The organism is Novosphingobium sp. PASSN1, assembly GCF_002278815.1.
Map to the genome: position 1 here is coordinate 18,829 of NZ_NKIS01000005.1, position 21,261 is coordinate 40,089.

Annotated in this window: 15 protein-coding genes; 2 read left to right on the forward strand and 13 right to left on the reverse strand. The window is 65.4% G+C overall.

Annotated elements, in window-relative coordinates; genetic code table 11:
- Window positions 1-112: 112 nt before the first annotated feature.
- Both xylA and xylB read right to left on the reverse strand, forming a co-directional pair.
- Window positions 113-1,426, reverse strand: coding sequence for a xylose isomerase (gene xylA, locus CFE35_RS09930; RefSeq protein ID WP_292930442.1), 1,314 nt, complete (start codon window positions 1,424-1,426; stop codon window positions 113-115).
- Window positions 1,426-2,877 carry a xylulokinase gene (gene xylB, locus CFE35_RS09935; RefSeq protein WP_292930443.1) on the reverse strand — a complete coding sequence of 484 codons (1,452 nt, stop codon included), beginning with the start codon at window positions 2,875-2,877 and terminating at the stop codon, window positions 1,426-1,428. Before xylB ends, xylA begins: the two co-directional genes overlap by 1 nt.
- 157 nt (window positions 2,878-3,034) lie before the next feature.
- Here xylB and CFE35_RS09940 point away from each other — a divergent pair, with 157 nt between their 5' ends.
- A complete protein-coding gene (locus CFE35_RS09940; protein ID WP_292930444.1) occupies window positions 3,035-4,108 on the forward strand; it encodes a LacI family DNA-binding transcriptional regulator in 1,074 nt (357 codons plus the stop codon).
- A 128-nt stretch (window positions 4,109-4,236) separates the two neighbouring features.
- On the opposite strand, the gene CFE35_RS09945 is transcribed toward CFE35_RS09940, so the two are convergent.
- From CFE35_RS09945 to CFE35_RS09965, 5 genes are all read right to left on the reverse strand, one after another.
- Entirely contained in the window at window positions 4,237-5,388 is a 1,152-nt protein-coding gene (locus CFE35_RS09945; RefSeq protein WP_292930445.1) for a calcium-binding protein, read from the reverse strand.
- 123 nt (window positions 5,389-5,511) lie between these two features.
- Window positions 5,512-7,677: a M10 family metallopeptidase C-terminal domain-containing protein gene (locus CFE35_RS09950; RefSeq protein WP_292930446.1), complete on the reverse strand. Its 2,166-nt coding sequence runs from the start codon at window positions 7,675-7,677 to the stop codon at window positions 5,512-5,514.
- Between the two features lie 106 nt (window positions 7,678-7,783).
- Entirely contained in the window at window positions 7,784-8,998 is a 1,215-nt protein-coding gene (locus CFE35_RS09955; protein ID WP_292930447.1) for an NAD(P)/FAD-dependent oxidoreductase, read from the reverse strand.
- A gap of 10 nt (window positions 8,999-9,008) precedes the next feature.
- Window positions 9,009-10,421 carry a dihydrolipoyl dehydrogenase gene (gene lpdA, locus CFE35_RS09960; RefSeq protein WP_292930448.1) on the reverse strand — a complete coding sequence of 471 codons (1,413 nt, stop codon included), beginning with the start codon at window positions 10,419-10,421 and terminating at the stop codon, window positions 9,009-9,011.
- An 83-nt stretch (window positions 10,422-10,504) separates the two neighbouring features.
- On the reverse strand, window positions 10,505-11,788 hold the full coding sequence (locus tag CFE35_RS09965; protein ID WP_292930449.1) for a pyruvate dehydrogenase complex dihydrolipoamide acetyltransferase: 1,284 nt from the start codon (window positions 11,786-11,788) through the stop codon (window positions 10,505-10,507).
- A gap of 220 nt (window positions 11,789-12,008) precedes the next feature.
- Here CFE35_RS09965 and CFE35_RS09970 point away from each other — a divergent pair, with 220 nt between their 5' ends.
- Window positions 12,009-12,515: a universal stress protein gene (locus CFE35_RS09970; protein WP_292930450.1), complete on the forward strand. Its 507-nt coding sequence runs from the start codon at window positions 12,009-12,011 to the stop codon at window positions 12,513-12,515.
- A 48-nt stretch (window positions 12,516-12,563) separates the two neighbouring features.
- Here the strand turns inward: CFE35_RS09970 and CFE35_RS09975 are convergent, their stop codons facing one another.
- The 6 genes from CFE35_RS09975 to CFE35_RS10000 all read right to left on the reverse strand — a co-directional run bounded on the left by CFE35_RS09975 (window position 12,564) and on the right by CFE35_RS10000 (window position 21,244).
- A complete protein-coding gene (locus CFE35_RS09975; RefSeq protein ID WP_292930451.1) occupies window positions 12,564-14,861 on the reverse strand; it encodes a VacB/RNase II family 3'-5' exoribonuclease in 2,298 nt (765 codons plus the stop codon).
- 37 nt (window positions 14,862-14,898) lie between these two features.
- Window positions 14,899-16,215 (reverse strand): M20/M25/M40 family metallo-hydrolase, encoded by a 1,317-nt coding sequence (locus CFE35_RS09980; protein ID WP_292930452.1) that lies wholly within the window; start codon window positions 16,213-16,215, stop codon window positions 14,899-14,901.
- Between the two features lie 69 nt (window positions 16,216-16,284).
- Window positions 16,285-17,835 carry an aminoacyl--tRNA ligase-related protein gene (locus tag CFE35_RS09985; protein ID WP_292930453.1) on the reverse strand — a complete coding sequence of 517 codons (1,551 nt, stop codon included), beginning with the start codon at window positions 17,833-17,835 and terminating at the stop codon, window positions 16,285-16,287.
- A gap of 69 nt (window positions 17,836-17,904) precedes the next feature.
- A complete protein-coding gene (gene phaR / locus CFE35_RS09990; protein WP_292930454.1) occupies window positions 17,905-18,462 on the reverse strand; it encodes a polyhydroxyalkanoate synthesis repressor PhaR in 558 nt (185 codons plus the stop codon).
- A gap of 87 nt (window positions 18,463-18,549) precedes the next feature.
- Window positions 18,550-19,626, reverse strand: coding sequence for an alanine racemase (gene alr / locus CFE35_RS09995; protein ID WP_292930455.1), 1,077 nt, complete (start codon window positions 19,624-19,626; stop codon window positions 18,550-18,552).
- The gene (locus tag CFE35_RS10000) at window positions 19,619-21,244 is read right to left on the reverse strand and encodes an MFS transporter (RefSeq protein WP_292930456.1); all 1,626 of its coding nucleotides are present in this window, start codon (window positions 21,242-21,244) and stop codon (window positions 19,619-19,621) included. Before CFE35_RS10000 ends, alr begins: the two co-directional genes overlap by 8 nt.
- Between the last annotated feature and the right edge of the window lie 17 nt (window positions 21,245-21,261).

Genomic DNA, 21,261 nt, shown 5'->3' on the forward strand with positions numbered 1-21,261 from the left:
AGGTGACTGCCAGCTGAAACGCCGCGCCGCAAAACCCTCACGCCGCAATCGAACCGCCAAGTCCCGGATCGAGATCGAGCCGGTAGTCACCGGCGCGCGAGGTCAGCACGGTCTAGAACCGGTTGTAGAGGTTCTCCAGCCATTCCTGCCGACCCGAGCGCGGTTGCGGCGCAAGGCTCGCGGCCACGGCGTGGTCGGCGATCCCGGCCAGCGTGGCGTCGGTCGCGTGGATAGCCTTGCCCAGCTCTCCCTGCCAACCGGCATAGCGCTCGGCCCGGAAGGCATCGAGCTGGCCATCCTCGATCAGCGCCGCCGCCTTGAGGAGCGCCCGCGCGATCGTGTCGATACCCCCGATATGGCCATGAAACAGATCAGCCGCGTCGATGGACTGGCGGCGCACCTTGGCATCGAAATTGAACCCGCCATCGGTGAACCCGCCCGCACGGATGATCTCGATCATCGCGAGGGTGAGTTCCTCCACCGAATTGGGGAACTGGTCGGTATCCCAGCCATTTTGGTGATCGCCGCGATTGGCATCGATCGAACCGAAAATCCCCAGCGCCCGGGCCATTGCGATTTCATGTTCGAAAGTGTGCCCGCCCAGCGTAGCGTGGTTCGCCTCGATATTGACGCGCACTTCGTTTTCCAGCCCGAACCGCTTGAGGAAGCCGTAGACCGTCTGCGTATCGAAGTCGTACTGGTGCTTGGTCGGCTCGTGGGGCTTGGGCTCGATCAGGATCGTGCCCTTGAACCCGATCCGGTGTTTGTGATCGACCACAAGGCTGAGGAACCGCCCGAAGTTTTCCTGTTCGATGGCGAGATCGGTGTTGAGGATCGTGTCATAGCCTTCGCGCCCGCCCCACAGCACATAGTTTGAACCACCCAGCCGGTGCGTCGCCTCCAGCGCATCGCGCACCTGGCTCGCGCCCCAGGCCCAGACTTCGGGATCGGGATTGGTCGAAGCGCCCGCCATGTAGCGCGGGTGACCAAACAGGTTGGCTGTGCCCCACAGCAACTTGCGGCCATGCGCGGCCTGCAGGGCCTCAAGGTGATCGACCGCTTCGGCAAAGCTTTTGCGGAACGCGGCTATCCCGTCGGCATCGGCCATCACATCCACGTCATGGAAGCAGTAGAACGGCACATCGAGCTTTTCGACAAAGGCGAGCGCCGCCTCGCGCTTGGCGGCCGCGTTCTTCGCGTCCATCGGCCCTTGCAGCCAGGGCCGCGTGAACGTGCCCGCGCCGAACACGTCGCTGCCCGGCCAGCAGAACGTATGCCACATGCACACTGCAAAGCGCAGGTGGTCTTCCATCCGCTTGCCCAGCACCACCCGGTCCTTGTCATACCAGCGGTAGGCGAGATCGGAGGTGGCATCCGGCCCTTCGTAGCGAACGACCGGGAACTCGGCGAAATAGTCGGCAGACATCAGGTTTCCTCTCGAAGCGTGCGGAGCGCGGGCCATGCCGCGCGGAATTGGGCGAGTTTGGGGGCGAGCTGTTCGGCCAGCATCGGATCGGGCGCGATACCTGCGCGCACCGGCGGGCGCAGGCAGCAATCGGCAGGCGATGCGCCGGTCGCGGCGATCTGCGCCAGCCGCGCCGCGCCCAGCGCCGGGCCGACTTCGCCGCCTTCCAGATAGTGCAGTTCCACATCGAGCGCGGCAGCGATGATGCGGCCCCAGTGCTGCGAGCGCGCGCCGCCGCCAATCACCGCCAGTTGCTCGATGCGCGTCCCCGCCTCGCGCAGCGCGGCGATGCCGTCGGCATGGGCAAAGGCCACGCCCTCCAGCACCGCCGCCGCGATCCGTCCGGGATCGGTCTCGTTGTCCAGCCGCAACAGCGCGCCGCGTGCATGCGGGTCGTTGTGCGGGGTGCGCTCGCCCGAAAGGTAGGGGAGGAACAATTCCGGCCCCGCCGCCACGCCTGCCGCTTCCGCCCCTGCCATGAAGGCAGGCACATCCCGCCCGGTCAGCCGCGCGCCCCAGTCGATGCAGCTCGCCGCCGAAAGGTGAACACTCATCTGGTGCCACATATCGGGCAGGCAGTGGCAAAAGGCATGGACCGCGCGCGCCGGATTGGGCCGGAAATCGGCGGTTGCGACGAAAATCACGCCCGAGGTACCCAGCGAAAGCAGCGCATCGCCATCGGCAATCACGCCCACACCGGCAGCGCCTGCCGCATTGTCGCCCGCACCGCCCGCCACTGGCACTCGGCCCATGCCCCACCGCGCGGCGGTCACTGCGCTCAATTGCCCCGCAATCGCCCCGCCCTCGACCAGGCGCGGCATCGCCGACCGGTCGAGCCCCGTGGCGGCAAGCATCGCATCGGACCAGTCGCGCGCCGCGCCATCAAGCCAGAGCGTACCGGCACTGTCGGACATGTCGCTCGCCTTCTCGCCGGTGAGGACGAGGCGGACATAGTCCTTGGGCAGCAGCACCGTGCGCGTGGCGGCGAAGATCGCGGGTTCATGCTTCCTCACCCACAGCAGCTTGGGCGCAGTGAAACCCGGCATCGCGATGTTGCCAGTGATCACGCGGGTGCCCGGTTCGGCGGCTTCCAGTTCAGTACATTCCGCAAAGCTGCGCCCGTCGTTCCACAGGATGGCCGGGCGCAAGGGCTTGTCATCGCTGCCGAGCAGCACTGCGCCGTGCATCTGCCCGGCAAGACCGACCGCCTGCACCCGCCCGCGCAAGTCCAGCGGAAGTGCCAGGACGGCGGCGTCGGTGGCAGCCACCCAGTCATTCGGGTTCTGTTCGGACCACAGCGGATCGGGACGCGAGATGGGCAGCGGTGCACTGGCCTGCGCCAGCAATGCGCCGTCATCCTGCACCAGCACAGCCTTCACGCCGGATGTGCCGATATCCACGCCAAGATACATGCCTGCCGGATCCCTTGCGGTCGGCCCGATGGGTCCGAGTCTCGTTGTTCCAGCAAGATAGCGCTAACATAAACACGATTACAAGCGCTCTTCGGATCGCCCGCCTGCCTCTGAGCGACGCTTGCGCTGCCGTGGGCAGGTCAATAGGTGGGTTCATATGGCCAGTTCGTCCGATCCCCTCCCTCCTACAGCGCGTGCGCAGCGCCGCAAGCGCGGGCGGCCGACCATTGCCGATGTCGCCCGGCAGGCCGGGGTTTCGCCGATGACCGTATCGCGCGTGCTCAACCGCACCGCGTTCGTTTCGAACGAGATTGCCGAACGGGTCGATGCTGCCGTGCAGGCGCTGGGCTATGTGCCCAATCAGGCGGCGCGCAATCTTGCAGGAGGGCAGCATTGCCGCCTCGCGCTGCTCTATTCCAATCCGAGTGCGGCCTATCTCAGCGAATTCCTCATGGGCTGCCTCGATGCCGCTGCGGCGGGCGGCGCGCAGCTGGTGGTCGAGAAGCACGAGCATGGCGAAACCTTGGCCGGGCTGATCGAGCGGCTGCGGGCGCACCGGATCGACGCCGTGGTCCTGCCGCCGCCGCTCTGCGACGAAGACGCACTGGTCAAAGCGCTGCTGGCCAGCGACTGGCCGGTGGCGCAAGTGGCAACGGGCGCTCCGGAGCCGCACTGCTTGTCTGTCGCGATCGCCGATACCCTCGCCGCCGAAGCCATGACGCGCCATGTGATTGCGCTGGGCCATCGCACCATCGGCTTCATCTCTGGCGCGCCCAACCAAACGGTGACCGGGCAGCGCCTGGCCGGGTATCACCGCGCGCTGCAAGCTGCGGGGCTTCCGGCCGATCCCGCGCTGATCGCCCATGGCGATTTCACCTATCGTTCCGGCATGGCCGCTGCCAAACAGTTGCTTGCGCTAAGCCCCCGCCCCAGCGCGATCCTGGCCAGCAACGATGACATGGCCGCAGGTGCCATCGCCGCCGCGCACCGGCTTGGCCTGTCCGTGCCGGGTGATCTTTCGGTGGCGGGTTATGATGATACCGCCATGGCCACCAGCATCTGGCCCGAACTGACCACGATCCGGCAGCCAGTTGCCGAAATGGCCCGGCAAGCAGTTCATCTGCTGATCGAAGCAACCACCGCCCGGCTTGCCGGCGAGACCCTCGTGCCGGTCCACCGCCAACTAGCGTTCGAACTTGTCGAGCGCGCCTCGGTCGGGCACTGCAGGTGATCGCCTTTCCCTGCTGATCCACACAGCGTGTCAGCTGCAAGGCGCCTTGCGTGATCCGGGCAATTGGCGAGACAACCAGCCCCGCGCCGGTTCGTCCCAGAAGCGAAGGCCAAGCCAGGCAAGCAGCACTAGCCGATGATGACAAAGTCACTCCACGCCAGCACCGGGTGATCGCTCAGCCCGAGCTGCGCGATCTTCACCGGATTGCCCCCGTCCGGTCCTTCGGCATCATAGTACAGCGCACCGGTTGTAGTATCGTAGATCAGGAACTGGCCGTCCGCCGCCGCCTTCACTACGCCCGGACCTGCCTTGAAGGCATCGGGGCCGATCTTCCCCGCTCCGCCGAAATCGGCAAACACATCCAGTGCCAGTACGATCCTGTCGTGCGCGGCTGACGAGAAATCGGTGATCACATCGAAGTTGAGCACCGAACTCGGCGCGGCCGCAAACACGAACTTATCGGCACCCTCTCCGCCGCTCAGAACGTCGTTACCCTTGCCGCCGTCCAGCACATCATTCCCGCGCTCACCTTTGAGTTCGTTGGGTTTATCGTTTCCAATCAGAACATTATCCAGCGCATTACCGGTCCCGTCGATCGGTTGCTCGCCCGTCAAAGTCAGCTTCTCGATGTTGGAACTCAACTTGAAGTCGACACTGGCGCGGACTTCGTCGTTGCCGCTGCTGGCAACGTCGACAGCCGAATCGAGCAGGTTGTCGGCGATGTAGATGTCGTTGCCTTTGCCGCCGAACATGTTGTCTGCGCCGCTGCCACCATCGAGCAGGTCGGCACCCGCGCCGCCGTTCAGCGTGTCGTTCCCATTCTCGCCGCGCAGCGTGTCGTTGCCATTCTCGCCGGACAGAAAGTCCTTGCCCGCCCCGCCTGTCAGCACGTCCGCGCCGCTGCCACCAAACAGCTGGTCGCGCTCGTCGCTGCCGGTGATGACATTGTCCAGCGCATTGCCGATGCCAAGATGCGCGTGCTTGGTGATGAAGGTCAGGTTTTCGACATTCGCAGGCAGCTTGTAGCGTCGTAGCGATGCCAGAACGAGATCGGTGCCCTCATCGGCCAGCTCGGTCACCCAGTCGGCCGTATTTTCAGCGACATACGTGTCGTTGCCGTCACCGCCAACCATCCGGTCGCCGCCTTCACCGCCGCTCAGCCGGTCATTGCCCTCATAGCCGTAGAGCGTGTCCTTGCCGCGCGCACCGAACATGACATCGCGGTCCGTGCTGCCGCGCAGGATGTCCCCCGCTGTCGTTCCCCTGATCGTCCTGGGCACCCTGCATTCCTTCGCATTCCGGGCAGGCCGGTCCGCCAATCGCCGCAGGGGCGGGCAAGCGGAAAGCCCTCAGGCCCCGCCCTGCCCCGCGATTGTTGCAGAAGAACTACAAGGCGCGGCTGGCTACAGCACGATATCGCCCACCACCAGCACCGGCGCGCCATCAAGGCGGATCAGGAAATCGCCGATCCCGTCGCCGTTGGTATCGCCTTCCAGCAAGGTCATCCCGGCGGACGCCACCGCATGCAGTTGCCCCGCCACATTGCCGAACGCCTGCGCACCGATGAACGTGAAAGCGTCGTTGGCCGTGCCGCCTCCCGATCTGGCATCGATGGCAGACAGGTCGATCCGGTCGCCATCCGCATGGCTGAAATCCTGAATGCGGTCGGCAGTGGCTGCGGTAAGCCCACCGAAATCACGGTGGGCAAAGGCGAACGTGTCTGCCCCTGCGCCGCCGGACAGCATGTCCGCACCGCCTCCGCCGGACAGCCAATCGTTGCCGCCATTGCCTGCCAGCGTATTGGCCGCGCCATTGCCGCGCAGAATGTTGGCAAGAGCATTGCCCGCCCCGGCAAGCGCGCCCGTCCCGGCCAGCGTGAGGTTCTCGATATTGCCGGCCAGCGTCCAGCTTAGGGTGGCGACGACAAGGTCCGTCCCGCCGCTTGCGCTCTCGCGCACCACATCGCTCGCATTGTCGACGAGGAAAGTATCGTCACCCGCTCCGCCGGTCATCACGTCCGCGCCTGCGCCGCCATCGATCACGTTGTTCCCGGCGGTGCCAACAAGCTTGTCGGCAAAGCGCGATCCGATCACGTTCTCGATCGCGCTCAGCGTATCGGTTCCCGCCGCCAGCGTGTTTTGCGCTCCGGTCAGCCCGAGATTGACGGCTACCCCGGCCCCGGCGTCGGCATAGCTTGCCGTATCGACCCCGCTTCCGCCAGCGATCCGGTCGTCACCCGCGCCGCCCACGAATGTGTCGTCGCGCGTGCTGCCGATCAACCTGTCGGCAAAGCCACTTCCGATCACCGTCTCGATGTTGATCAGCGTATCGAGGCCCACCCCGGCCGCATCACTCGCCGCCCGGCTTGCGCCGGTCCCTGCCGAAAGGCTCACCGTCACGGCTGCCTTTGCGCCGGCATAGCTCACCACATCGATCCCGGTGCCGCCGTTGAATTTGTCATTGCCCGGGTCGCCGCCCCCAAAGAAGGTGTCGTTGCCCGCGCCACCGTTTTCGGTGTCACTGCCGATGCCGCCGTAGAACATGTCGTTCCCGGCCGCGCCATTGATCAAATCGTCGCCACCATTGCCTGTCAGTTGATTGTTGGCTGCATTGCCGCCAATCGTATCATTGCCCTTGCCGCCGATGGCATTCTCGATCGTGCATTTGAAAGCGATGCCGATGTTGGCGTCCAACGTGGTGTTCGGATATGTCAGCTGTGAATACTTGCCCGCCACCAGCGTGATCGTGCACCCGCCTGTGAAAGCGCTCACGTCGATCGTGTCGTTCCCGCCGGCATCCCAGATGGTCTGGTAGACCGGCTGATCCGGTGAGAAGCTGTAAACCGTGTTGCCAGTGTTGTGCGACATGTTCGCGCCATAGATCCGCTGCACCGCGGCAATGTCGTAAACGCCAGGTGTCACAATGATATACTGCGCTTCGCTCTGACCCGGCTTGAAGTTGTATGCGCCTTTGGGGTCGGTGTACGACATGATGGTATAGCGGCCATCGTCGTATCCGGCGGGCATGATGTTGCCTTCAAACGGATGGTCGAGCCCCAGGGCATGCCCGATCTCGTGCATCATTGCATTGAAATCGTAAGTGTACTCGTTGAACGTCCCGTTCTTGACCGAAGGTTCGATCCAGATATCACCTTGCGAGGGATCGGACCCATCGCTGTAAATCTTGGTGTAACCCCAGAAATCGCTGCCGACTTCCGACGAGAACGCGATGCGGATGTCCCCCACGACGCCAGCCGCCGTCTCGTTCACCTGGGTGAACTTCACATTGGCGACGTCGGCCCAGCGCTGGAATGCAAGCTTGATCCCGGGGATCTGCGCCGTGGTCACGCCGAAATGCTCTGTCGCTGTCGGCTCCTTGCCGTAATCGCTGGTAAATTTCGAAGCGAGGCCGTTCAGGAACGGAAAACTGTAGCTGATCTGGGTCTTGCCATCGGCCACCGTGGCCCACTTCGTGCGGAAGTAGTCCTGCGGAGAATAGAGTGAATCGATGAAGGGATCGCCGCTGAGGTCATAACCCAGAGCAGGAGCCGATTCGGAAAAAAGGGTCATCACGCACTCCCAGGATCAGCATCCCACTCTGGCGGCGGAAAGGTGATCCGCAAGCCCGCACGGGGAATCATCTGACTAGGTATAAACCGTCAGGCGGCGTTCGCCGTCATGGAAAATCGGCGATGGCTCCGGCTGCCGCATGGGCGCTCGCCCAGGCCCATTGGAAGTTGTAGCCGCCGAGCCAGCCCGTCACATCGACCGCCTCACCAATGACATAGAGGCCCGGCACCGCGTTTGCGCCCATCGTGCGCGAGGAGAGCCCCGCCGTGCTGATCCCGCCCGCCGTCACTTCAGCCTTGGCGAAACCTTCGCTGCCGCTGGGGGTGAAGCACCAACGCCGCAGCCGCGCCTCCGCCGCCCGCAAAGCCTTGTCCTGCGTCTGGCCCAGTTCGCCCGCAAACCCGATATGCTCGTTCAGTTGCTGGGCCAGCTGCCCGGCAAGCCGTTCGGGCAAGGCCGATCCCAGAACTTTTGCCAGCGCCGCTCGCGGCCGTTCGCGCTTGGCTGCCAGCAGCCAGTCCGGCGTCTGGTCGGGCAGGAAATCGATTTCGACAGGGCCGCCCGGCCGCCAATAGGAAGACACCTGCAGGATCGCCGGGCCAGACAGCCCCCGGTGCGTGAACAGCGCCGCCTCGCGGAATGCGGCCTTGCCGCAGCGCGCCACCACATCGGCCGAAACGCCCGAAAGCTCGCGAAACAGGACGTCGTCTCCGGACAGCGTCAGCGGCACCAGCGCCGGGCGCGGCTGCACCACCTTGAGGCCAAACTTGCGCGCAAGGTCATACGCAAAGCCGGTCGCGCCCATCTTCGGAATCGAGGGACCGCCCGTGGCGATGACAAGGGCAGGCGCGCACAGCGTTTGTGCCCCGAACTGCACCCGGAACAGCCCATCGGCATGATCGACAGCGCCGACCGGTTCCCCGCAGCGAAGGTCAACGCCGCCCGCGCGGCATTCCTCCACCAGCATGGCCACGATCTGCTTGGCAGAGCCATCGCAGAACAATTGCCCCAGCGTCTTTTCATGCCAGGCAATGCCGTAGCGCTCGATCAGCGCGATGAAGTCCGCCGGGGTGTAACGGCTCAGCGCCGAGCGTGCAAAGTGGGTATTTTCCGAGAGATAGCGGTCAGGCGCGGTGTGGAGGTTGGTGAAATTGCACCGCCCTCCTCCCGAGATCAGGATCTTCTTGCCCGGCGCATCGGCGTGATCGAGCAGAGCGACCCGCTTGCCGCGCTGGCCCGCCAGCCCCGCGCAAAACAGCCCCGCCGCCCCGGCGCCGAGCACGATAACGTCATGGGTGGGGACGTCATGCGTCGGCGCCATGGGTGTGGGATCAGATATGTATCGCGCGCCCGTAAGCCGCGAGCACGCTTTCGTGCATCATTTCCGAAAGCGTCGGGTGCGCAAACACCGTGTGCATCAGTTCGGCCTCGGTCGTCTCCAGCGTCTTGCCCACGACATAGCCCTGGATCAGCTCGGTCACTTCCGCGCCGATCATGTGCGCGCCCAGCAGTTCGCCGGTTGCCGCGTCGAACACGGTCTTGATGAAGCCCTCGGCCTCGCCCAGCGCAATCGCCTTGCCGTTGCCAATGAACGGGAAGGTGCCGACCTTGACTTCGTGTCCGGCTTCCTTGGCCTTCGCTTCGGTGAGGCCCACGCTGGCCACTTGCGGATGGCAGTAGGTGCAGCCGGGAATGTTGAGCCGGTCCATCGGGTGCGGATGAACTTCGCTGTTGCCCAGCGCCTGCGCGATGGCTTCGGCGGCGATCACGCCCTCATGGCTCGCCTTGTGCGCCAGCCACGGTCCCGGCGTCACGTCGCCGATGGCCCACACGCCCGGCACATTGGTGCGGCCATAGCCGTCAATGGCGATGATTCCACGCTCGGCGGCAACGCCCAGTGCTTCGAGGCCGATATTCTCGGTGTTGGGCACGATGCCCACGGCCACGATCACATGGCTGAAATCATGCTCGGCAGCCGCGCCGTCCTTGCCCTTGATCTTCGCCTTCACGCCGCTCGCGCTCGTCGTGATGCTCTCCACGCCCGCGCCGGTCAGGATCTTGATCCCCTGCTTCGTCAGCGACTTTTCGAGGAAGGCGGAGACGTCGGCGTCTTCCACCGGCACGATGCGGTCCATCATCTCGACGACCGTAACATCCGCACCCATGTCGTTGTAGAAGCTCGCGAACTCGATGCCGATCGCGCCCGAGCCGATCACCAGCAGCTTCGTCGGCATCGCAGGCGGCACCATCGCGTGGCGATAGGTCCAGATGCGGTCGCCGTCGGCCTTGGCAAACGGCAGATCGCGCGCGCGCGCGCCCGTCGCCACGATCACGTGCTTGGCGGAGAGCACTTCGGTGCCCTTCTCGCCCGTGACTTCGACCTTGCCGCCGCCCTTGAGGACGCCATTGCCCATGTGCACGGTGATCTTGTTCTTGCGCATCAGGTGCGTGACGCCCTGATTGAGCTGCTTGGCCACCCCGCGCGAACGCTTGACCACCGCGTCGATGTCGGCACGGATATTGTCCGCCGCGAGGCCATAGGCCGCCGCGTGCTTCATCTGGTTGAACACTTCGGCCGAGCGCAGCAGCGCCTTGGTCGGGATGCAGCCCCAGTTGAGGCAGATGCCGCCGAGCAGCTCGCGTTCCACGATGCCGACCTTGAGGCCGAGCTGCGCCCCGCGGATCGCCGCGACATAGCCGCCGGGGCCCGAGCCGAGGACGAGAAGATCGTATTGGTCAGCCACGTATATGCTCCTTCAGGTCGGCGACTGCTTTAACCCGCTCGTGCAGGCGCGCCGCTCTCAATATGATCAGGCAGGCAATATGATCAGGCCACCAGCGAAAGCGGCGCTTCGATCAGCGTCTTGAACGCCTGCATCAGCTGCGCGCCTTCCGCGCCGTCAATCGCGCGATGATCGAAGCTGCCGGTGGCGGACATCACGGTGGCGATCCCCAGCGCATCGTCGATCACGTAGGGCCGCTTGTCGCCCGCGCCGACCGCCATGATCATGCCCTGCGGCGGATTGATCACGGCCTCGAACTGCTTGATCCCGAACATGCCGAGATTCGAGAGGCTGGCCGTGCCGCCCTGATATTCGTGCGGGGCCAGCTTGCCTGCCTTTGCCCGCGCGGCGAGATCGGCCATGTCCTTCTGGATGGCGGAGATCGACTTGACGTCAGCGCCCGTCACGATGGGAGTGATCAGCCCGCCGGGGATCGAGACCGCAACAGCAATGTCCGCGCGCGAATAGCGGATCAGGTTGTCGCCCGCGAAGCTCACGTTGGCATCGGGCGCGAGGATCAGCGCCTTGCCCAGCGCCTTGATCAGGAGGTCGTTGACCGAGAGCTTCACGCCCTCCCCGGCCAGCGCCGAATTGAGTTCGCTGCGCAGCTTGAGCAGCGCATCGAGGCGGATATCGACGGTGAGGTAGTAGTGCGGGACAGTCGCTTTCGCTTCGGTCAGGCGGCGCGCGATGGTCTTGCGCATGGTCGAAAGCTTGACCGCCTCGTGCGGGATATCGGTGCTGAACGGCGCGGGCGCAACCGCTGCAACCGGGGCCGCTGCCGCAGGAGCCGCAACCGGCGCAGCAACAGCCGGAGCAGGCGCGGCCGCTGGAGCCAGATCGAGGTCCGCCTTGATGATCCGCCCATGCGGGCCGCTGCCGGTTACCTTGGAAAGGTCGATGCCCTTCTCGCCCGCGATGCGCTTGGCCAGCGGGCTTGCAACAACCCGGTCGCCCGAAGCCGCAACGGGCGCAGGTGCCGGAGCGGGTGCGGCCACGACCGGCGCAGGCGTTGGAGCTGCAGCAACCGGCGCGGGCGCAGGCGCGGCTGCCGGAGCCGCGGCAGGTGCCGTCTCATCCCCGTCATCCTCGCCCGCAATCGTCGCGATCACGGTGCCCACTTTCACGCCTTCGGTGCCCTCGGCCACTTCGATGGCCACAATGGTGCCTTCGTCCACCGCCTCGAATTCCATCGTCGCCTTGTCGGTCTCGATCTCGGCCATGATGTCGCCCGAAGAAACCTTGTCACCCACTTTGACCAGCCACTTGGCCAGCGTGCCTTCTTCCATCGTGGGGGAAAGCGCGGGCATCTTGATCTGGATCGGCATGGGCAGCTCTTTTCCGTTTTGGTTGCCGGGACTTGCAAAGCATCCGCTTCACACCGACGGCCTTTTGCATATCGAGCGTCATTTCGCCACCCGCGCGGGGCGGGTCAAGTCTCTTGGCGCTTGCCCCGCATACGAATTAGGCCAATACGCATGATCCAGCCTTATGGGATGGCGACCCGGCGCGCCGGTCCTTCCGAAAGGCGCGCAGGGGGCAGGCAGGATGAGCACGGCAAACGAAGCAGGGCATGCGCCCGGTGCCGATATGCGCGAAGAACAGCGCGTCTACCTCGTCATCATGGACGATACCGAGGAAGGCGCCCGCGCTCTGCGCTTCGCCGCCCGCCGCGCGGTGCGCACCGGCGGCACGGTTCACATCCTCGCGCTCGTGCCCCGGCAGGAATTCGTCGTGTTCGGCAGCATCCAAGCCACGATCGAAGCCGAGGCGCGTGAGCGCGCCGAAGATCTTGCCCGCGCAGCCGCCGGCAGCCTCGCCAGCGAATCCGGCCTGACGCCCGCCGTCGCGGTGCGTACCGGCAGCGGCCCGCAAGTGGTGCGCGAATACCTTGGCCAGCATCCCGAAGTCTCCGCGCTGGTGCTGGGCGCAGCGGCGGAAGGCAACCCCGGCCCGCTCGTCACCCACTTCACCTCGCACCTCGGCCAATTGCCCTGCGTGCTGATGATCGTGCCCGGCAGCATCGACGAACGCGGGATCGATTCGTTCAGCTGAAAGCCCTCTCCCCTTCAGGGGAGAGGGTTGGGTGAGGGGCTGTCTGCCCTACCGCTTCCTGCCTTGATGCCGGATATTGCGCGGCCGTCCGCGCGGCCCCTGCACGTATGCGCCCGCCTTCTTCGGCCCCCGATCGTAGGGCCGCCCGCCGCGCGGCTCGATCCGCCCCGCGCCTTCGGGCAAGTCCACCGGCTCAAACTTCAGCGCGCCCGTCAGCGGATTGGCTTCGGCCAGGCGTAGCTTGAGGATCATGCCCATCGCAAACTCCTCACCGGTCTCCTCGCCCACCAGCACCTGCCGCTTCTCGTCATGGGCAAAGCGTTCGGAACCCAGCGTGGAAATCGGCACCAGCCCATCGCCGCCCAGCCCAATGATCGTGGCAAACAGGCCGAACTTCTGCACGCCCGTCACGCGGGTATCGAACACTTCGCCCACCCGGCCCGCCAGCCAGGCCGCGACATAGCGGTCGATCGTATCGCGCTCGGCCTCCATCGCGCGGCGCTCGGTCTTGCTGATCGCATCGCTGATCCGCGCAAGATCGCTACGGTCGCGGTCCGATAGCCCCGAAGTCGCCGGGATTTCGCGCTCCTCCGGCCTCGGCTGCTCCAGATGATAGGCATCGACCAGCGCGCGGTGGACCAGCAGGTCCGAATAGCGCCGGATCGGTGAGGTGAAGTGCGCATAGCTGCCCAGCGCCAGCCCGAAATGCCCGGCGTTGCGCGGCCCGTAATAGGCCTGCGTCTGGCTGCGCAGCACGGCTTCCATCACCAACGCCTTCTCGGCCTCGTCGGTCACGTCCTTTAGCATCCGGTTGAACAGCCCCGGCGTGATAACCTGCCCCAGCGCCAGCTTGCGCCCGAACGTGGCGAGATAGTCCTTCAGCGTGACCAGCTTCTCGCGGCTCGGCGGCTCGTGAATGCGGTAGACCACCGGTGCGACCTTGGCTTCCAGCGCCTTGGCCGCCGCGACATTGGCGGCGATCATGAAGTCCTCGACCACGCGGTGCGCATCGAGCCGCTCGCGCAAGGCGATCTCGGCGATCTTGCCCTTGGCATCGAGCACCACCTGCCGCTCGGGCAGTTCCAGCGCCAGCGGATCACGCGCATCTCGCGCCTTTTCCAGCAGCCGCCAGGCCGCCCACAAGTTCAGGAGATGCGGCGCCGCCTCGCGCGCGTCGATCCGCCGCTGCGCTTCTTCATAGGCGATCACTTCGGCAATGCGCACCAGCGCGCGGGTGAACCGCCAGCCCGTGATCCGGCCCTCGGCATCGATAGTCAGATGGCAGGCCATCGCCGCGCGGTCCGCGCCCACCTTCAGCGAGCAGACTTCGCCGCTCAGCACATGCGGCAGCATCGGCACCACGCGGTCCGGGAAATAGACCGAATTACCGCGCTTGCGTGCCTCACGGTCGACCGCCCCGCCGGGCCGCACGTAAAAGCTCACGTCGGCAATCGCCACGATGGCGCGGAAGCCCCCGGCCCCGTCCGGCTCGGCCCAGATCGCATCGTCATGGTCGCGCGCGTCAATCGGGTCGATGGCCACGATGGGCAAGTCGCGCAGATCCTCGCGGGCGCTTTCCGAAAGCGCCATCTGCGCGGCCAATGCTGCCTCGTCCTGCGCCTCTTGCGGGAAAACGAAGGGAATCCCGTGCTTGTGGATCGCGATCAGGCTGAACGCGCGCGGCGCCAGCGGATCGCCCAGCACTTCGGTGACCTTGAGGCCGGCGCGCGGGCTCTTGCTGACCGGCTCGCCCAGCACCAGCTGGCCCTCCGCCGCCCCGCCGAGATCCGCGATAGCCACAGCGTTGCGCACACGTTTATCCACAGGCGCGAGCCACGGTTTGCCCGGCCCGTCGAACTCGACCACGCCCAGCAATTGCTCGGTCCGCGTCGGCAGCTTCTTCATCACATGCGCTATGAGGCCCCGGCCCGCTTCCTCGGTCCGCGCCAGCACCCTGTCGCCCACCTTGAGCGCGGCCTGCGCACTTTTGCCTTTTCCGCGCGGTTCGATGATGCGCAGGCGCGGCGGCGGCGCGCCGTCATCGGGCTGCCAGCTATCAGGAATTGCCAGCGGCTGCCCGTCCTCGATCTCCAGCACGCGCAGCACCGTCACGCGCGGCACCCCGCCAAGCCGGTGGAACGCGCTGCGATTGCCGTCGATCAGGCCTTCCTCGGCCATGTCCTTGAGCAGCGCCTTGAGCGCGATCTTCTCGGTGCCCTGCAGGCCAAATGCCTTGGAGATCTCCCGCTTGCCTGCGGGTTCCTCGCTCGCAGAGATGAACGCGAGAATCTGATCGCGCGTGGGGAGGCCGTCGGGCCCGTTCGGCGTTTGCTTGCGGATTGCCATCACCGACCTGTGAAGGCTGGCGCGCCCAATAGCAAGTTCAGGGCTTGGCCTCCGGCAGATAGGCCCCGCCCGGCAGCGCCGAGGCAATCGGGCTTTCCGAACCGTCCGCCGCCACCGAACTCACGCCGAAGAACCAGTCGTCACCGCGCACGCCATCAAGCCGCAGATGGACGGCATCGGTTTCGGCCACCGGCTTTGCCTCCCAGCCCGCCGTATCGGTGCGCCGCTGCCACACGCGGTAGCGCGCAGCGCCCGGCACCGCCGCCCAATCGACATCGGTGAAGGTCTGCACCGCCGCCGTGACCTTGGCCACAGGCGGCATCGGCGCCGCCGCCAGCGCGGCCAGTGCCCGCACATTCAGCTTCGTCACCTTGGCGAGATAGGGGAAGTCCATCGCCTCCACCGTATCGCCAAACGTCCGTCCGGCCTCGGTCCGCATGTTCTGGTGCTGCCGCTCGTAGTTCTCGACCGCCACGGTAAAGCGCACCGCCGGATAGCCCAGCGCCTGAAACGGCAGATGATCCCCGCCGCGCGCCATGCGGTCAGCCCGCCACACTTGCCGCACGGCAAGGCTGCCATCACCCAGCCCCGCAAGCCAGCGCGAGAGATTGCGCGAAGGGCTGTCGTTCTCTCCGCCAATCGAACGCAAGGCAGCGCGCGCCCGCTCGCTGGCATCATCGCGCGGCCCTTCGGAAAACACGCGCACATGCGTATCGTCGGTCAACCCGTCCGAGCCGCGCGAATTGCCGACAATATCGTTGTTGAGCACGGCCTTCACCGACCAGCCTTGCGACTTGGCATAATCCGCCAGCAGCTTGCCGCCATAAAGCCCCTGCTCCTCGCCCGAGAGCACGGCATAGACGATCGTTCCGGCAAACTTTTGGCTAGAGAGCACCCGCGCCGCTTCGAGCACCAGCGCAGTGCCCGAACCATCGTCGTTCGCCCCCGGCGCATCGCCCTTGGCATCCATCGCATCGGAATTGCGGCCGTCGATATGGCCCTGCACGATCACGACCTCATTGGGCCGGGCGGTCCCGCGCTGGATCGCCACCACATCGACAAGCCGCGTCGCCACCGGCACGCGGTTGTCGTCCTTCACCACGGTTTCCGGCAGCACGATTTCGAGGCATGCACCGCATGCCGCGCTGGTCTTGTGAAACTCGGCCTCGGCCCAGCGCCGCGCCGCGCCGATCCCGCGCTTGGGATCGTCTTGCGACGAGAGCGTGTGCCGCGTCCCGAACGCCACGAGCCGCGCGATGTCGGCTTCAAGGCGTTGCTGGGAAACAGCCTCTTCGGGTGAGGCAAAGGCAGTGGCGGGAAGGGCGAGCAGGGCAAGGGAAAGAAGCTTTTTCATGCCCCGAACCTTAGCCGAACCTTCGTTCCTGTCGAGCAGGGGGAAAGCACAGTTCCCCTGCCCCAAAGGTCAATAGGCCCGCGCCACCAGAATGCGCTCCACCGCCGCCTCGCCGGTGAACGGACACAAGCCTTCCGCCGGCGCCGCATCCATCGGCGTGTTGCGAATTGTCAGCTTGAGCGCCTTCAACTGCTCCACCACCTTGTCGAGCGCCGCGCCGGTGGGCCGCGACCAGCACAGCTCCACCCAGCCCGGAAAGTCCTTGTCTTCCGAGAAGAACGCCGTCAGCCCCGCCAGATCGCTGATCCCGCGCTCGATCTGCGCATCGCGCCGCGCGCGGGCTTCTTCGAACAGCGCGTTCTGGATCGCTTCCAGTTCCGAAGCAGCACTCGCAACGAAATCATCCTGCGCCATGCCGGTGAAGTTGGCCTTGCCGTCTTCGCGCCACAGCCGGTCGCGGCGGAGCACCGAAACCTGCCCGCCCTCGGCATCGCGCCCTCCGATCTCCAGAATCAGCGGCACGCCCTTCTTCACCCAGCCCCAGCGCTTGGCGGTCGCCTTGCCGGGCCGCTTGTCGAGCAGCACGCGCACCTTTTCATCGAACACGGTCAGCGCCGCCAGCTTGGCGCGCAGGGCCGCGCAGTATTCCAGCAGCGCGGCATCGCCATCATTGTCGCGCAGCATCGGCAGGATCACGATCTGCTGCGGCGCAATGCGCGGGGGCGTGCGCAGCCCGTCATCATCGCCATGCGTCATGATCACGCCGCCGATCATGCGGGTGGAAACGCCCCAACTCGTCGTGTGGCACAGCGTCTGCTGGCCTTCCTTGTCCTGATAGCGGATGCCCGCCGCAGCCGAGAACGTGGTGCCCAGATAGTGGCTGGTGCCCGCCTGCAACGCCTTGCCGTCCTGCATCATCGCCTCGATCGAGAACGTCTCGACCGCGCCGGGGAAACGCTCGTTCTCCGGCTTCGGCCCGGCGACCACCGGCATCGCCAGCACGTCTTCGGCAAAGCTGCGGTACATTTCGAGCGCGCGCAGCGTTTCAACCATCGCATCGGCCTCGTCGGCGTGCGCGGTGTGCCCTTCCTGCCAAAGGAACTCGCTGGTGCGCAGGAACATGCGCGTGCGCATTTCCCAGCGCACCACGTTGGCCCACTGGTTGGTGAGCATCGGCAGATCGCGCCACGACTGGATCCAGCGCGCCATCGCCGCGCCAATCACCGTCTCGGAGGTCGGCCGCACGATCAGCGGCTCTTCCAGCTTCGCTTCGGGATCGGGCACCAGCCCGCCCTTGCCATCGCTGATCAGCCGGTGATGCGTGACGACCGCCATTTCCTTGGCAAAGCCCTCAACGTGCTCGGCTTCCCGTGCGAAGTACGAAAGCGGAATGAATAGCGGGAAATAGCAGTTCTCGACGCCCGCTTCCTTGATGCGTTCGTCCATCAACTTCTGGATGCGTTCCCAGATGCCGTAGCCCCAGGGCTTGATAACCATGCAGCCGCGCACGCCCGATTCCTCGGCGAGTTCGGCTTCGGCGATGACCGCCTGATACCACTGGGCGAAATCATCCTGCCGCAGGACGGGCAGGGCGTGCTTGATCGATGCGTTCTGGCTCATGCGCGCCGGTTAGGGCGCTTCGGGGATTCGGGCAATCCCGCTTTGGACTGCCCGCCTCCCCCGACGCAATCAACCGGCGATCTGGTCCAGCTTCTTCTGCATGTCGGCCATCTGCTTGCGCAGTGCTGCAAGTTCGTCTTCAGCCGGGGCCGCTGCGGCTTTCTCGGCCTCGGCCTGTACCGCGCCGGGCACGAATGCGGCGGTCGCGGCCTTGAACAGTTCCATGTTGCGCTGCGCGAGTTGCGCCAGCGGATTGGCACCGATGCTTTCCTCGATGGCCTTGCGCAGCTTCACCTGGTTCTCTCGGAAATGCTCCATCGAAGCTTCGAGGTAGCCCGGCAGAAGCGCCTGCATCGAATTGCCGTACATCGAGATCAGCTGACGCAAGAAGCTCGTCGGCAGCATCTGCTCGCCGCTGGCTTCTTCTTCCATGATGATCTGGGTGAGGATCGTATGCGTCAGGTCCGCGCCGGTCTTGGCATCCAGAACCTTGAATTCGATATTTTCCTTAACCATCTGCGCGAGATGGTCGAGCGTGATATAGCTCGATGTGCGGGTGTTGTAGAGCCGCCGATTGGCGTACTTCTTGATAATGACGGTGTCGCCGTCCTTCGCTGCGTTTGCCATTTTTTTCTGCGCCCCTACGGGTTTATGCAGACGCATTAGCAGATGCAGCGTGTGCAGCGCAACAAAGCTTGCTGCGATTATGGCAATTCATTGCTCGCGGGCAAATCTCCGGCCCATCAGCGTCAGCAGCTCATACTGCGAGAGCCCGCTCGCCGCCGCCGCTTCGGGCAGCGCATAGTTGAGCGCCAGCCAGTCCCCTTCCCCGCAATCCGGTGCATCGGAAAGGTCGACGATAGTCATATCCATCGAAACGCGCCCGACCACTGGCAGACGCTTGCCTCCCCAAAACACGTGCCCACGGCCCGACCAGCAGCGCAGATACCCATCGGCATAACCCACCGCAATCACGCCGACGCGCATCGGGCCGGGCGCGGTGAAGGTCGCGTTGTACCCCACCGAATCGCCTGCCTGCAGGGTGCGCACCTGAATGAGCGACGCCTCGGGATAAGCCACTTGCTGGATGCGCCCCGCCAGTTCGCCGCGCGGCACCCCGCCATAAAGCGCCAGCCCCGGACGCGTCAGGTCGAAGTGATAGTCGCCGCCCAGCGCAATGCCTGCGCTGTTTGCCAGGCTATAGCGCCGCGCCCGCACTGCCGCCGTCACGTCGCGAAAGCGCGCCAGTTGGCCGGCGTTCTGCGCGCTGTCCTCGTCCGCGCTCGCCAGATGGCTGAGGCAGGTTTCGATATCGAGCGCCGCAACCGCCGGATCGCCCGTATCCGCCACGGGCAGGCCAAGCCGGTTCATGCCGGTATCGACCATCAGGTCGCAGATGCCGCCGCCTGCCTTCAGCCAGCGCCGCACCTGATCCAGCGAATTGAGCACCGGCCGCACGCCAATCGCGCGCGCATAAGCGGCCTCGGCCTCGTTCATTGGCCCATGCAGCACGCAGATCTGCGCTGGCGGCACGAACCGCGCCGCGACTGCCGCTTCCTGCCAGTGCGCCACGAACCAGTCACGGCACCCGGCATCCGCCAGCACCGGCACGGCCTGCGCCGCGCCCAGCCCGTAGCAATCCGCCTTGATCGCGGCGCCTGCCCGCGCCGAGCCTGAAAGCGCATCGAGCGCCTGCCAGTTCCCCGCGAGTGCCCCCCGATCAAGCCGCAGCCGCAATGCAGCGGGTGGCAGCGGCGCAGTCAGCGGCAGGGGCGGCTTAGTTTCAGGCATCATCGTGGCTGAAATCGCGCGGCGGCCCGCCCTTCAGCCCCCAGATGCCAACCACAAACGCCACCAGCACGACCACCCACGTATACCACAGCCCGGCATAGGGATCGCCGGTCTTGGCCACGATCAGCGCCGAAATCAGCGGCAGAAACCCGCCGAGATAGCCCGTGCCGATGTGATAAGGGATCGACATCGAGGAATAGCGGATGCGCGCCGGAAACATCTCCGCCAGCACCGAAGCCGCTGGGCCATAGGTCGCGCCCGTCAGCGCCATGAGCACGACCAAGCCCAGCACGATCACCGCGCTGCGGCCGAAATCGGGCACCACTTTGGCAAAATTATAGCCTGCCTCGCCCAGCATCGCCTGCAAGGCCTTGCCCCGCGCCGGGCCCTTTTCCGCCCAGGGATAAGCCTCCAGCGAAGCCGCATCCGTGCCGATGCTCATCGCCAGTTGCGGGCCTTCGCTCAGCGTGTAGCGCACGCCCGAGGCAGACAGGTCCGCCAGCAGCTTACTGCATTGGGTCGCCTGCTCGGCGGCGAACGGGTTGTAACCGCAGTCCGGCCCGCTGACGGCCACTGGCTGGCGCCGCGCCATGTCCGCAAGGCCGGGATTGGCCGCCGCACCGATCATCCAGAACATGGGGAACACCAAGACCAGCATGGCGAGATAGCCCAGCACGATCGGCAGCTTGCGCCCGACTTTGTCCGAGATATGGCCAAACACCACGCTGAAGGGCATGCCGATCACGCAGGCCAGCCCCACGATCAGCTCGGCATAGGTATCGTCCACCCGCATCGGGCCTTTGAGAAACGAGAGGCCGGTAAACATCGCGGTGTAGAAGATCACCGTAAGCCCCGCCGCCACGGCAAACAGCGCCACGAACAGGCGCTTGGGATTGCCGGGATAGGTCAGGCTTTCGATGAACGGATTGCCCGCAATCTCGCCGCTTTCCTTCATCGCCTGGAACACCGGGCTTTCCGAAAGCTTGAGGCGCATCCACAGCGATACCGCCAGCAGCGCAAGGCTGAGCAGGAATGGTACGCGCCAGCCCCAGGCTTCCCACACGTCCTTGCTCATCGCGCCCTTGCACACCAGCACGACGACAAGACTGAGCACGAAGCCGCCCACCACGCTCGACTGGATGAAGCTAGTGAAGAACCCGCGCCGCTCGGGCGCGGCGTGTTCGGCCACATAGACCGCCGCGCCGCCATATTCGCCGCCCAGCGCCAGACCTTGCAGAATGCGCAGGAAGATCACCAGCGCAGGCGCCGCATAGCCGATCTGCGAGGCGGGCGGGATCAGGCCGACACCCGCCGTGGCAATGCCCATCAGCGTAACGGTGACAAGGAACGTATATTTGCGGCCAAGCCGGTCACCCAGATAGCCAAACAGCACCGCGCCAAGCGGGCGGAAGCCGAAGCCCACCGCGAAGACGAGCCAGAACAGCAGCATTTCCAGCGTGGCATTGCCGGTGGGGAAGAACGCCTTCGAAAGGATCGCGCCAAGCGTGCCATAGATGAAAAAGTCGTACCACTCGAACACGGTCCCGACCGACGATGCCGCGACCACGAGGCGGATTTCCGCCGCAGTCGGTTCGCTCGCGCCATTCACCTCATGCATGCCAGTGCGTTTCCCAT